Origin of the sequence: Frateuria sp. Soil773, assembly GCF_001428405.1 — a bacterium.
Lineage (GTDB): Bacteria > Pseudomonadota > Gammaproteobacteria > Xanthomonadales > Rhodanobacteraceae > LMSL01.
Genome location: NZ_LMSL01000034.1, coordinates 115,644 through 128,133 on the forward strand (window position 1 = coordinate 115,644; position 12,490 = coordinate 128,133).

At 64.6% G+C, this 12,490-nt stretch carries 16 protein-coding genes and 1 tRNA gene; 7 read left to right on the top strand and 10 right to left on the bottom strand.

Going from position 1 to position 12,490, the window contains the following annotated elements; all coding sequences use genetic code 11:
* Nucleotides 1-3: 3 nt before the first annotated feature.
* The 5 genes from ASG87_RS10490 to ASG87_RS10505 all read right to left on the bottom strand — a co-directional run bounded on the left by ASG87_RS10490 (nucleotide 4) and on the right by ASG87_RS10505 (nucleotide 5,308).
* Nucleotides 4-633, bottom strand: coding sequence for a hypothetical protein (locus ASG87_RS10490; protein WP_056004687.1), 630 nt, complete (start codon nucleotides 631-633; stop codon nucleotides 4-6).
* A 380-nt stretch (nucleotides 634-1,013) separates the two neighbouring features.
* Nucleotides 1,014-1,136 carry a hypothetical protein gene (locus ASG87_RS21200; protein ID WP_268761809.1) on the bottom strand — a complete coding sequence of 41 codons (123 nt, stop codon included), beginning with the start codon at nucleotides 1,134-1,136 and terminating at the stop codon, nucleotides 1,014-1,016.
* On the bottom strand, nucleotides 1,133-3,787 hold the full coding sequence (locus ASG87_RS10495) for a YadA-like family protein (protein ID WP_162258355.1): 2,655 nt from the start codon (nucleotides 3,785-3,787) through the stop codon (nucleotides 1,133-1,135). The genes ASG87_RS21200 and ASG87_RS10495 overlap by 4 nt, the downstream gene beginning before the upstream one ends.
* Nucleotides 3,788-3,928: 141 nt before the next feature.
* Nucleotides 3,929-4,579: a hypothetical protein gene (locus ASG87_RS10500; RefSeq protein WP_056004689.1), complete on the bottom strand. Its 651-nt coding sequence runs from the start codon at nucleotides 4,577-4,579 to the stop codon at nucleotides 3,929-3,931.
* Nucleotides 4,580-4,588: 9 nt separating this feature from the next.
* The gene (locus ASG87_RS10505; protein WP_056004690.1) at nucleotides 4,589-5,308 is read right to left on the bottom strand and encodes a hypothetical protein; all 720 of its coding nucleotides are present in this window, start codon (nucleotides 5,306-5,308) and stop codon (nucleotides 4,589-4,591) included.
* Between the two features lie 180 nt (nucleotides 5,309-5,488).
* Here ASG87_RS10505 and ASG87_RS10510 point away from each other — a divergent pair, with 180 nt between their 5' ends.
* Entirely contained in the window at nucleotides 5,489-5,815 is a 327-nt protein-coding gene (locus ASG87_RS10510; RefSeq protein ID WP_157511036.1) for a helix-turn-helix transcriptional regulator, read from the top strand.
* Between the two features lie 152 nt (nucleotides 5,816-5,967).
* Here ASG87_RS10510 and ASG87_RS10515 read toward each other — a convergent pair whose 3' ends face one another.
* Together ASG87_RS10515 and ASG87_RS10520 are read right to left on the bottom strand one after the other, a co-directional pair.
* On the bottom strand, nucleotides 5,968-6,561 hold the full coding sequence (locus ASG87_RS10515) for a DUF416 family protein (RefSeq protein WP_056004692.1): 594 nt from the start codon (nucleotides 6,559-6,561) through the stop codon (nucleotides 5,968-5,970).
* 14 nt (nucleotides 6,562-6,575) lie between these two features.
* Nucleotides 6,576-7,553 carry an RHS repeat-associated core domain-containing protein gene (locus ASG87_RS10520; RefSeq protein ID WP_056004693.1) on the bottom strand — a complete coding sequence of 326 codons (978 nt, stop codon included), beginning with the start codon at nucleotides 7,551-7,553 and terminating at the stop codon, nucleotides 6,576-6,578.
* Nucleotides 7,554-7,691: 138 nt separating this feature from the next.
* On the opposite strand from ASG87_RS10520, the gene ASG87_RS10525 reads away from it, so the two are divergent.
* Nucleotides 7,692-7,904, top strand: a complete 213-nt coding sequence (locus ASG87_RS10525; RefSeq protein WP_056004694.1) for a hypothetical protein — start codon at nucleotides 7,692-7,694, stop codon at nucleotides 7,902-7,904.
* Nucleotides 7,905-7,907: 3 nt separating this feature from the next.
* Nucleotides 7,908-8,603 (top strand): SOS response-associated peptidase, encoded by a 696-nt coding sequence (locus ASG87_RS10530; protein ID WP_056004695.1) that lies wholly within the window; start codon nucleotides 7,908-7,910, stop codon nucleotides 8,601-8,603.
* On the opposite strand, the gene ASG87_RS20135 is transcribed toward ASG87_RS10530, so the two are convergent.
* Nucleotides 8,598-8,828, bottom strand: a complete 231-nt coding sequence (locus ASG87_RS20135; protein ID WP_157511037.1) for a hypothetical protein — start codon at nucleotides 8,826-8,828, stop codon at nucleotides 8,598-8,600. The two genes, ASG87_RS10530 and ASG87_RS20135, sit on opposite strands and share 6 nt — an antisense overlap.
* Nucleotides 8,829-8,934: 106 nt before the next feature.
* Here ASG87_RS20135 and umuD point away from each other — a divergent pair, with 106 nt between their 5' ends.
* The 4 genes from umuD to ASG87_RS10550 all read left to right on the top strand — a co-directional run bounded on the left by umuD (nucleotide 8,935) and on the right by ASG87_RS10550 (nucleotide 11,542).
* Nucleotides 8,935-9,534, top strand: a complete 600-nt coding sequence (gene umuD / locus ASG87_RS10535; protein ID WP_056004696.1) for a translesion error-prone DNA polymerase V autoproteolytic subunit — start codon at nucleotides 8,935-8,937, stop codon at nucleotides 9,532-9,534.
* A 63-nt stretch (nucleotides 9,535-9,597) separates the two neighbouring features.
* Nucleotides 9,598-9,975 (top strand): hypothetical protein, encoded by a 378-nt coding sequence (locus tag ASG87_RS10540; protein WP_157511038.1) that lies wholly within the window; start codon nucleotides 9,598-9,600, stop codon nucleotides 9,973-9,975.
* A complete protein-coding gene (locus tag ASG87_RS10545; RefSeq protein ID WP_056004698.1) occupies nucleotides 9,972-11,276 on the top strand; it encodes a Y-family DNA polymerase in 1,305 nt (434 codons plus the stop codon). Before ASG87_RS10540 ends, ASG87_RS10545 begins: the two co-directional genes overlap by 4 nt.
* Nucleotides 11,273-11,542: a hypothetical protein gene (locus ASG87_RS10550; protein WP_056004699.1), complete on the top strand. Its 270-nt coding sequence runs from the start codon at nucleotides 11,273-11,275 to the stop codon at nucleotides 11,540-11,542. Before ASG87_RS10545 ends, ASG87_RS10550 begins: the two co-directional genes overlap by 4 nt.
* 7 nt (nucleotides 11,543-11,549) lie before the next feature.
* On the opposite strand, the gene ASG87_RS10555 is transcribed toward ASG87_RS10550, so the two are convergent.
* Nucleotides 11,550-12,269 carry a hypothetical protein gene (locus ASG87_RS10555; RefSeq protein WP_056004700.1) on the bottom strand — a complete coding sequence of 240 codons (720 nt, stop codon included), beginning with the start codon at nucleotides 12,267-12,269 and terminating at the stop codon, nucleotides 11,550-11,552.
* Nucleotides 12,270-12,345: 76 nt separating this feature from the next.
* A tRNA-Phe gene (locus ASG87_RS20140) sits at nucleotides 12,346-12,486 on the bottom strand.
* Nucleotides 12,487-12,490 lie beyond the last annotated feature (4 nt).

The following is a 12,490-nucleotide window of genomic DNA, read 5'->3' on the forward strand; positions in this document are numbered from 1 at the left end:
AGATTAGAAAAGGGTGGTGGCGTCCACGGCTTCGTCCACGTTTTGCGTGGTTTCGGCGGTGGGCGTGGAGTGCGAGAGGGCGACGCCGCTCAGGCCCAAGGCGATCGTGTCGAGGCAATCTTTGTCGTCACCGGTGGAGCAGACATTGCGAGCGTTCACGCTCACCGATGCGATTCGGCTGGGCGCCTGGATCGTGGCGGCATACGCGCCGTTGCCGTCCGTTGACACGGTTTCGTGGCGTGAGAAGCCGCCCTCGAGCACCACGACCACGTCCACTTTGGCGCGAGGCAGAGTCTGGCCTTCGGCGAACACGACACCGCTGACTTGGACGCGACGGTGCAGCCATGAATAGCGCAGGGTGGGCAGAGTCGTGGGTTGCACGTTGTGGGGTCCGCGAGCGTATTCACTCTCGACAGTGAGGGGGAATTGAACAGATGGGCCGACGGTTGCTCCCCAACCACTGAACCAACTGTCGCCATCTGGCAGCTGGTAGTCATTGGCGAATGCCGGCGTGTTCGAATCGGTGGACGCTTCCTGGGCGTGCAGGTCGATGCATTTCAAGCCGCCCAAGACGAAAAACGCGGCGACGAAGAGTTTGGCGGTGGTGCGGTCGAAGGCAGAGAGAGAGAGCACGGCGATGGCCTGTTTGGTCGGGACACCTCCAACTTCTCAAAAGACCTAAGACTGTCAAGGTCATAACCTCAAAAAAGAAGCCGCCCGGAGGCGGCTGCTAAATGGAGAGACTGATCCCCGCTCTTCTGGTCGCCCGCCTGGGACAAAAGAAGCAGCCCCAGGCGAAGCGCCAGAAGAAACACCACCGCTAACGTCCACTAACTCGAACCTGTTGTTGAACTTTTCCAGAGCGACGCAACAAGAACGAGCCTTCCAACACCCAAGCCAGCCCAGAGGTCTGACCCGACAAACAACTTATCTCCTACCACCAGCCTCTCAAATCGCCCAGAACTGTCAAGGTGCAAACCCAAAAAAGGAAGCCGCCTTTCGGCGGCCTCTCTTCATCTGGTGAACTCACCCACCGCATCGACTTCCAGATCCTCAGGCGAAGGGTTCGCCAGGCGTGAGTCGGGGTCGCCCAACTCTCGCGTGAGGAAGTCGAAATAAGCGGCGGCGGCGTTCACCACGAATACCCGACACCGGCGCCGATGGTCCGTTCGCGACCGGCGATCGCGCCGCCCACGTTCCAGGCCACACCCTTGTCCGTCACATGCTGGTAGCCCACGCTCACTGCGGAGGTGCCACCCGCAAACCCGGTGCCCGCGGCAATGCGGTTGTGGGCGGACGGATCCGCACCGGCGAACGTCGCGACCATTTGCGTCTGAGCAGTGCCCAGCGCTTGGGTGCGCGAGAACCGATCGTTGAGTTGTGAGAAACGCCAGTCGGTGTAGGTGTTGGCGGACTGCAAGGTTTGCCGGTCCCCGGCATCCGCATACGACTTGGCCGTGGCAATGGCCTGTTCCACCTGCGCGGACACCTGGCCCACGTTGGCCGCGTCATCATCCGCGACGCCGGCTTTGACGTTGCTGATCGTGGTGCCGTCGGTGCCGGCCAGGGTGACCGTGGACTGGGTGCCGTTGTCGTAGTGCACGGCCAACGCATCGGTGCCCGTGCCAGTCCCGTCTTTACCAGGCGCACCCGGATCGCCCTTCGGGCCTTGCGGCCCGGTGGGACCCGTCGGCCCTTGCGGCCCGGCCGGACCGGTGCCCGAAGGCGGCAAGTTGTCCACGCGGGTGTTCACCGCGTTCAGCCCGTTGTCCAGGGCCAGCAGCGCGCTGTTCGTGTCCGAGTAAGTGCCCGCCGCACCGGGAGCGGTCAGGATGAACTGAGGCGCGGTGTAAACCCCGCCGAGGAAACTGGCGCCACCGCCGAAGCCGGCCATCACCTGATTGATCTGATTCACGGTCACGCCGTCCTGCAACTGCACCCCGTTCGCCATCTGGCTGACGGTGCGGTTGCCCACCGCAACCGTGTTCGCACGATCGGTGCTGGTGAACTGGCCGAGCGCCACGGAGCCAGTGGCGTTCACGGTGGCCGAGGCTCCTTGGCCCAGGACAGTGCTGCCCGGCGCATCGGCGGCGGCACCCGCACCCACCGCGGTGGCCTGGCCGCTCACCCCATCGGCATCCGCCACAGTGCCCGCGGAGGCATCGGCGCCCACAGCGGTGTTCCCGCCATACGAGCCACCGGCCATGCCCGTCTTCGCATTTGCACCCACCGCAGTGGCGCCCCAGCCATTGGCCGAGGCCGGCGTGTTCGGATCATCCGAAGCCAGCCACGCAGGGGGCGGTGTGGGCGTGCCACCCGACGTGTTGATGTTGGTGATCTGGGTTTGCAGGCCGCTCAGGGCCGAGCCCACGTCGTGATACGTGTTGCCGCCCAGGCTATATGTCGGCGGGTAGAACGTGCCGTTGTTGAACACGGCCCCGCCTCCCAACCAGCTGGACATCGCGGACCAGCCCGCGGTCATGGACGTGTCCAGATAGTTGAGCGCGTCGCCCACCGTGTGGAAGGAAGCTGGGACGCCGCTCGCCAGCGAGTAGGTTGGCGTGGTGAACACGCCCGCGTTGTAGCCGGCTCCGCCGCCCAACGAAGCGGCCTGGTCCTGCACCTGGCCCACGGTGGCGGCATCGTCGAATTGCGTGCCGGCGGTCACTTGGGAGAGCGTGCGGTTGCCGAAGGCCGTTGTGTTGGCTCGATTGGTGGAGGTCCATGCGCCGATGGCGGTGCTGTTCACCGCATCCGTGCCGGTGGTGGCGCCCACGCCAAAGGTGGAACTGTTGTCCGCTTGCGCATTGCTCAGGGCACCCACCGCCGTGGTCTGACCCACGGTGCTGTTAAGGCCGGCGTTCGCGCCGTAGCCGAAGGCTGAGTTGTAGACCCCGCCGGAGGCATTTCCAGCTACCGCGTTCGGGCCCACGGCCACCTGGCCGCGGAATGCGCTCGTGTCGCCGTTGACGGTGGCCGGCGCCGAGGTGTCGGTGGCGGCGATCCAAGTGATCGGATCACTGGTGCCCCCGGTGGGCAGGCCTGCAATGGCGCTGTTCAATTGCTGCACGTTCACGGCATCGAGCGGGTTCGTGCCGGCCGTCACCTGCGTGATGCGCCGGTTGCCGACGGCCACGGTGTTCGCTTCGCTGTTTTGCGTGTTCGCGCCGAGGGCCACGCTGTTGGGGGCCATGGCGAAAGCCTGGTAACCGAAGGCCGAAGCGTTGGGCGCCGACCCGTTGTTCGCCAAGCTGCCAGCAAAGGCGCCAGTGCCCACGGCGGTGCCGTTGGCCTCGTAGGCCGTGCCACCGATGGCAATGGTGTTGGCACTGAACGCCGTGCCACCGATCGCGATCGCCTTGGTGTTCTGCGTGGGGTCGTTGCCGAACCCGGCCTGGCCAGAGATGGCGATCGAGTAATCCGATTTGGCGTTGCCGTTCAACGCAATGGCACCCAGGCCCGGGGCGTTGGAGGCGTTACCGAAGGCCAAGCTGTAATCACCGGTGGCCGTTGCCTGCTGACCCCAGGCCAGCGAGAACTGGCCGGTGGCCTGCGCCAGGTTGCCGAAGGCCCAACCATCCAGCGCGGCGGTCGCACTGTTCCCGAACGCGACGGCGGTGGACTGATCCGTGATCGAGGCGGGTTGTGCAGGCTGGGTGCCCACACACAGGAAGACATAGGGACATTCAGCCGTCACGGCGGGATCCGCACGCACCGGGGTGGGCGAGGCGGACAAGCCCACCGCCAAAGCGAGGGCCAGGGAAAGGGCGAGTGGGCGGGTGCGCATGGGGAGAGGTCTCGATGAGGAAAGGAAATCAGGAGTTGCCTTCAACCTCTCAAAAATCTTCGAACCGTCAAGGTGCGCACGCGAAAATGAAAAAGGCCGCGCTGAGGCGGCCTGGATTTCCATTGCTTGCTTGGGTTGCGGTCAGTGGAAGCCGGGCAACCGCTTCGTGAGCTCGGCGGCCACCGCGTGCGCTTGTGCGTCGGTCAGGCCACCCGCGAGCACCGTGCGAGTGCCGTCGTGCTCCACCTCCACCGTGTGCGAAATCTGGGTCAGGAGCGCGAGGGTGCCCGCGGTCATTTGACTGACGCCCGCCGCCACACCGTGGCCTGTGACCACAACCACGCGGCCATCCTGGGCGTTGCGACGCACGATGGCGTAGATCCGATCGCGCGGAACCATCGTGGCGCCCAGACGGATGCCACGGGAACACACCGAAAGCGGTTGGTGGACCACCTGACGACGGTGGTCGTGATACGTCTGCCACAGGCGGCGAATGACGATCCCCAGCGTGAGCCAAACCCCCATCGCCGCCAGCGTCGCGCCCACAGGTTTGGCTTGGCGGATCATGAAAGCGACCCACACCACCACGGCCAAGCCGGTGGCGAAGACGACAGAAATGGCGGTGAGCCGCTTGGGCAGCGGGGCCGGGGTGGCGACGATGACGGTCCACCCGTTGTCTTCCGTGACGTGCAGCGGCGGCGCCTTGGGCTGACCGGCCCCGAAGCGGTTGATGGCCCACACGCCACCGCAGAAGAGACCGAGGGCCAGCAGGACGGGAATGAGGACTTCCATGTCAAGGCCTCAGTTCGACTTGCCAGCAGGATCGAAGCCTTGCACCCACAAGACCTTGCCACCGGTGTTGCTGATGCCCTTCGTCGTGGCGTCCTCGAAACCCGCGGCATACATCACGCGCAGCAGAATTTCATGATATTGCGGCATGAGGGCCGGGCCCTCCGCGCCGAAATTCAAGGCAAAAAGCATGTGCGGCGGATTGGGACCGGCGTTGCGCGTGTTGGACGTGTCCGCGTGGGTGATGCCCTGGATGTTTTGCGCGGTGTCCATTTGCACCGTCACGCTGGACGCGGAGTGCGTGGCGCTCAGCTGCATCGAGCCGCCCATATCGTCTTTGATGTAGAGCGGGGCGTTGCAGACTTGGAAGGTCTCGACATGCGACGACCGCGCCGAACGCCAGATCGTGGCGCGGGCGGTCCAACACGGCAGGGACGGGCCCCAGCGGGTGAAGTAGACCGAGGCCCGCGGCCACGCATCCCCCGAGTGCCAAGTGTCGAACAAGCCCTGGAACTGACCGCCTGATGCCGGGGTGATTGGGCGGAAAGTGGCGCCCGTGGTGGTGGCGCCACCGCCAGCCGCATTGGGGTGGCCAAGCACCTGGCTGGCCCCCGTTTTCAGTGCCGCACCGGCGCGGTGGAAGAAGCCGGCCACGCCGGACTGCTGGGCGTGCACGGTCGAAGCACACACCGCGAACACCAGCGCGCTGGCCATGATGGATAGTTGTTTCATCGGGATCCCCTGTTGGACGCGGGCCAAGCACCACGGCCAAGGCGCCCGCACCCTCCCTGGCGGGTTCAGGTTACCGATTTTCACCGGGCGATAACACAACCTCGACTAAACGGGTAACGTAGGCCGGCCTTTTCGCCTTTCCCGTTTAACGTCAAGGCCTTCCTTGATGTGGTGCAGGCCATGGCTCCAAAACCCCGCGCACCGGCCGCGCAAAAATCGCTCTACCGGCCCGAATTGCAGGTGTTTCTGGGCGTGTTGCGCACGTTGCGCGAGCGCACGGAACTCAACCAGACCGATTTCGCCCAGCGCCTGGGCCGCTCGCAAACGTATGTGAGCGCCGCCGAGCGGGGCGCCGTGCGCCTCGATGGCTTGCAGCTGATGGATTGGGTCCGAGCGTGCGACGCGGACTTGCGCGAGTGGGCCGATCTGATCGAAAGCCAGTTGACGCCGGTGGCCGGAAAGCCGAGCAAGAGCAAAAACGCTGGGGTGGGGAAGAAGCACAAATGAACGAGCCGCCTCGCGGCGGCTCGGTTGGTGCATCGGCTTCCTTGCGGACCTGACTTCCCAACGGTTTCCAGTGTGCATGGGCGGACGACTTTTGCCAATCAGATCCCAATCAGATCCGGACTCGGCGTGCGTCATCCGTTTCTGACGCCGTGTCATCCACCCAGCTGGCGGGGCCATGGGGCGGCGCGGACGTGATCCAGCGTGGCCCGCCACACCGCCGGACCTTTCGTGGCTTGCAGGAACGCCAGATCGTCATGCAGGAAACCCAGCTCTTTTTGCATGAGCGGATGGGCCGCGATCGTGGCCTCAAAATTTCGGTCGGCTGGGTCCAGGTCCAGGGTGCGCTGCACGAACAAGTCCAGGGTGTCGCGGCGGGCTTCCACGGCCTCCACCAGTTGCTGCACGTCCTGGTCTTCGAGGAAGGCGAGCACGCAACACGCGATGTTGACCGTGTCGATCGCCGCGGAGGCGAAGGGGGAGGCGTGATCTTCCGAATCCGGCAAGACGGTTTCGCAGGCGGCAACCGAGACGAATGCGGGGGGCGCCGCGCCCTGTTCCAGCGCGGCCCAAGCCTGCGCGAGCGCCGCCCGCAACACGCCGCCGCCCAGGCAACCGGTGTCCGATTGAAACTGGAAGAAGGCCGGAAGGGCGCGCTCCAACACGCACACGCCGAAAGCCAGCTGGCGCGTGGGGTCCAGCGCCTTCAAGTCGGCGAGCAACGGGTTCAGATCAAACGAGTGGGCCATGGAGAATAGATACGTCACTGTTTCAGGGGTGACAAGGGTTTCACGCCTTGCTGTTCCATTGTCTGAGCGCACGAGGGACAAATCGGCCGGCTGGCGGCGGTGCCGGTTGGGGTCAAACCCATTTCACGAGCCGCGTTGATTCCATTGACTTCGGCGTGGGTGCCCGCCACACCTTTGGCGGCCACTTCCCCTTGGCCGAGCGCCGCCCGAGCGGCCGGACGCAATGCGCCTTCGCTCGATGACACGACGCGGGTGCCTTCCTTGGTTTCCGTCACGGCAATGGTCACCGCCCGCTGAGTGCGGGCGCTCATCGTGCCGGCAATGGCGCCTGCGCGGTCCACAGCCGCGGCCCCGCGGATGCCATCGGCGGCCGCCCCACCCACGACCGGGACGATGCCCACCACGGCCGCTGAAATGTTGACGGCCGATGGATTCGCAAACGCATTGGCGATGTTCATGCCATCGCCGATCACCGGCAACATGCTGAAACCGGCCTGGATGGCCGGCCCCACCGGATCGTTGGGCGAGGTGTAGGTTTGCGCCTTGCCGCCCATCATCACGAATTCGGAATGGAAGGCGATGCCCGTTTCGCGACCGTCCGGGTCGATGTTGACCACGGGATTGTTGTTTGCGTAAACGTAGCGGTTGAAGTTGAACGCGTTGCCAGCGGCTGGCGGATTGGGATCCACGCTCAGGAAACGACCGGTTGAAGGGTCGTAATACCGGGCTTGCATGTAGACCAGACCCGTCTCCGGGTCATTCACATGGCCCGTGTAGCCGGGGCCATTCGGCGGCGCGCTCATGCTCGCCACGGACGTGCCGTAAGGCGAATAGTCGAACCGTGCGGTGATGTTCCCGTTCGCGTCGGCTTCCGCCAAAGGCGTGCCTTGCGGGTCGGTGTAGATGTAAGTGACCTTGCCGGCGTGCGCGCCCGCAATGTAGAACAACGCCAGCAAGCAGCAGAGCCACTGGCCCACGCGACGGTTCCCCATGACCCTCTCCTTGTGCCCCTTCCAGACTCGAAGCCTACACCCGGATTCGGCGGACTGGAAACAAACCGATATTCCCGGTGCTCGCACACTGTTGACGGCCTTTCGGGCACGCTTCGGGCATCAAGTCGAGGACAAACCATGGCCAAAACACGCGAAGAACTCCAAGCCCTGCTGGACACCTTGCGCGAACAGGTGCCAGCGCTGGTGCGCGAACACACGGACGAGGGCGATTTCTGGTCGAATTTTGCCGGTGCTTCGGACTTCATCCTTGATGACGCCGGCCCCGATGACTTCGAGTGGGCGCTGGAACAGATCAATGCGATGCTGGCGGCCAACGGAAAGGCGAGGTGAGCCATGTGCGGACGCTACGCGCGGCAGTTGGAGATTGAATTCACTCCCGAAGAGCGTGAGGCGCTGGATCAGCTCAATCCGCTCCTGGTGGACCAGCTGATGCAGCGGGAACCCGCTTACAACATTTGCCCCACCCAGATTCAGCCCGTGATCGCGCGGAGCGATGATGGGGTAGAGATGAAAGGGTTGCGCTGGGGCCTCGTGCCTGTCTGGGCGAAGGACCTGAAAATGGGCGCCCACGCGATCAATGCGCGGCAAGAAACGGTGCAGGAAAAGCCGATGTTTCGGGCCGCGTTCAAGAAGCGCCGTGCGTTGGTCCCGGCCACCGGTTACTACGAGTGGACCGGCGAACCCGGGCACAAGCAACCGTGGTTCATCTATCCGCCCAACCATTCCCTGCTGCTGTTCGCCGGGTTGTGGGAAGCGTGGAAGGACAAGAACGATCCGGAGGCGGAGTGGATCAAAACCTTCACGATCATCACAGGCGAGCCGGGAAAGGTGTCCGGCGACGTGCACGACCGCCAACCGGTGATCCTGCCGCCATCGATGTGGGAGCCGTGGCTCGACGGCACGCCGGAGGAGGCGGCCGCGCTGCTGGCCGAGGTGCCGGAAGCTGAGCTGACGTATCACCCCGTGACCAAGGCGGTCAGCTCCCCAAAAAGCCAAGGGGAGCAGCTGGTGGCGCCGATCGAGCTATAACCTGCGCGGCTTGTCGAGCCGCCGCGGCGGCCGTTCCACCACCGCCTCAGGCAGACTTGATCGGAGCCCTTTGCCGCGGGCGATCGCGGCTTGCACGCTCAACGCCTCCGCTTCCTGGGCCAAGGCCTCACCTTGGGGCGTGCCCGCTCGACGCCTGGCCCAGTCGCGGGCTTCTGCGGCCGCCGCTTCGAGCAAGGACGCGCGTTCGTCCAGTGTCAGGTTCATCGTTGGCGCCCCAGGTTGATGGCCCATCATACGGATCACGCTCTCAACGCGTGAGACCCCGCCGGTGGTAATCTTGATTTCTGTTCAGTAATCAAGATGCCTTCCCATGACACCCTCCGAACACGGCGGTTTCCGCCCCGGCGCCGGCCGCAAACCAGGCTCCGGCGGCCTTTACGGCGAGCCCACCCGCCAGTTGCGTGTGCCTGAAAGCCAGGTCGAAACCGTGGTCGCCTACCTCGATGCGTATCGGCAGCCGGCCACGGCCGAGCACCCACGGCCGGTGGAGCGCCACCCGGTGTCGCTGGGCCTCACGGCTTTCGCCCATGGCGTTCAAGCCGGTTGGCCGTCGCCGGCCGACGATTACCTCGACGACACCGTCGATTTGAATGCGGAGTTGATCGTCAAAGGGCACGAAGCCTGCACCTTCGTGCTGCGCGTGGCCGGCTGGTCGATGATGCAGGCCGGCATCTTCGACGGCGACCGCATCGTCGTCGATCGCTCGCTGTCGCCCGTGCAGGGCGATGTGGTGGTGGCCGTCATGAACAACGACCTGACCATCAAGCGCTTGGGGCGGGTCGATGGGAAACTCGCCCTGTTGCCCGAAAACCCGCATTTCAAGCCGATCATCCTGGAAGAAGGGGACACCCTCGAAATCTGGGGCGTGGTCACGAATTGCTTGCGGCAGTTTCGCCGAGGCGGTCGATGAAACCTCCGCATTTCACACGGATTTGAAACGTATAAATAAAAGGGTCAAACCAAGGAGAAACACATGACACAGTTCCATCCAACCTACGACCGTGATGTGCTCGCACACGCATTCAACAACAAGACGTTCCACACTTTTTCACTCGGCACCGCCGACATCTCGGCGATCGGAGTCACGCATCCCGATGATGTGGCGCAAATCCGAGACGGTGGTCGATTTGACCTGACGCCGTGGCACAACCTGGCGGGCCAGATTCCCCGATTGATGGAGAAAAGTCCCGTGCAGATCCTGCAAGACGCGAGCACCGTGGTGCCGTATCTCTACCTGCAACTCGACCAGAGCGCTGGGCTGGATGGGAGGGGCGACATCACAGCCACCTACAACCCGGAGCCGAACGCGGCGACCACTCGGATCCTGACCGTGGTGCCACCGCAGCCATGAAACCGGAGCCCCGGCGCATCGCCCTGGTCGATGCGAATTCGTTTTATTGCTCATGCGAACGGGTGTTCCGCCCCGATCTGGAACACACCCCGCTGGTGGTCCTGTCGAACAACGACGGGTGCGTGGTCGCTCGCGACGCCCTGGTGAAGCGCCTGGGCGTCCAGATGGGCGTGCCCTGGTTCCAGTTGAAGGAGCAAGCGGAGCGCCAGGGCATCGTGTGCTTTTCCTCCAATTACACGCTTTATGGCGATCTGTCGCGGCGCTTCATGAGCGTGTTGGGCCACTACGTGCCGGCAGAGGACCAAGAGGTTTATTCGATCGACGAGAGTTTCCTCGACTTCACCCACCAGCCGCAGCTGGACTTGACGACCACAGGACAGGCGATCAAGGAGCGGGTTCGGCGGTGGACCGGGCTGCCGGTGTGCGTGGGATTTGGCGCATCGAAGACGCTGGCCAAATTGGCCAACCACGTGGCGAAGAAGCAAGCCCCATGGGGTGGGGTGTGCGACCTCACGGCGTTGACCGAAGCCGAGCGGCGGGGCGTGATGAAAGGCATCGAGGTGCGGGAGGTGTGGGGCGTGGGAAGGCAGATCGCCAAGCAGCTGATGTTGCGCGGCGTGAACACCGTGGCGGACCTGGCGGCGTGCGACCCCAATCGGATCCGCGAGCGGTTCGGCGTGGTGGTGGAGCGCACGGTCAACGAACTGCGCGGGATTTCATGCATTGATTTCGAGATGGCACCACCGGCCAAGCAGCAAATCATCGCCAGCCGATCGTTCGGCGGTCCGCTCTACACCATCGCCGACCTGGCCGAACCCCTGCGCCTCCACATGGGCCGGGCGGCGGAGAAATTGCGCCACCAGCAGAGCACCGCGGGGGTGGTGGGCGTCTGGATTCAAACCAACCAGTTCCGCCCGCAAGATCCGCAATACTGGCCCACGCGCACGATCAAGATGACCGAGCACAGCGACGACACCGCGATGCTCACGGCCTGGGCGATGAGCGTGCTGCGGTCCATCCACCGGCCCGGCTACCGCTACATCAAGCTGGGCGTGATGCTGATGGACTTGCGGCCCCGCGCGCTTCACCAAGGCTCGCTGTTCGACGCCACGCCGCCGGAGCTCGACGCACGCCGCGAGAAGCTGATGGGGGTGCTCGATAAAGCGAACGGGAAGTGGGGCCGCGGGTCGATGGGCATCGGCAGCGCTGGGGTGAAGGCTGACCGCGCCTGGACGATGCAGCGCGGTAACCTGTCCCCGTGCTACACCACGCGCTGGAACGAATTGAGGACCGTGTCATGACGCAAGAACCCCAACCCACCGACGCGGGAAAGCGGCGCTGGCCGCACACCGGTGGCTACGTCTTCGTGAACGACGGCGAGAGACTGCCGTGCACGTGCCTGGACACCTGTTCCGTGCCGTATTGCTCCGGGCGGTGTGGCTGCGATGCGTGCAGCCTGGCTTTCACCATCACGCTCGATGAAATGGGTGTGCTCGGGCCGGACGGCTACACGATCAGCGAGGAGGAAGGGCGGGCACGGTTCGGGCCGCTTTGGCCGAACCCGTGAAACCGCCTCAGGCCTTGGGCCGAGGTGCGCGCACCGGCGTGTCCTCATCACGCGGCGGGAGTTTGCCCGCACGGGCCGCACGCAAGGCGGCCTCTTCGGCACGCTGAGCGGTCACCTCCGCGTGCAGGAACGCGGCCAAGGCTTCCGCATACGCACTGAGCGACATTTGCTGGCACGTCGCATCGGCGAGCGTGTCCGGGTCCATGTCGAGGGTGGCGATCAGGTCCACGGGCCGGCGCAACGGGTTGCCAGGGGTGGGCGAAGGCACATTGAGAAAAACCCACTCGTCGTCGGGTGCGCCAACGGACAGGAACGCTGCGGTCGAGGTCTGATTGACCCCACCGCGAGCCTGGCCAGCGCGCAACCTTTCGTCGTCAAATCCAAAGATCCGCACCGCATCCTTGCCGGCGATCTGGCGAACCTTCTCCGCGGCCGTGGTGGGGGCCGTCGGGGAAGCAGGCGCCGGAGCCGGGGGAATGGCCACGGCCGTCGCTTCCAATTGCTCGCGCGAATACCGACGCAGTTCGCCCAGTGGATAGCGCACGATGCCATCGTCAGTCCAGCCCGGGGGACGCTTGCCTGCGGCGCGCCACTCGGCGAGCGAAGTGACCGAGCGGGAGAGGAAACCGGCGGCCTGTTCAATCGTCAATTGCTGGGCGTCGTCGCGACCTTCCAGTGAGCGAAGGAAGGGGTCAGCGGTGAGTTCGGCGAGGGATCTTTTGGCCATGTCTGAGGATAGGGGGCCGCAGCATTCGCGTGCAAATCGAGCCGGGGAGCGGGGGCCGCCTTCGAGGTGACCGAGGGGGCCGAGTGGGGGCCGCAAACGAAAAAGGCCACCCGAGCGGATGGCCTAACCTGTTGATGCTGTTGCACTTTCTAACGGTACCCCATTCAGCAACGGCGGGATTTTCAATCCCCTGCTCTACCAACTGAGCTACTCGGCCATAT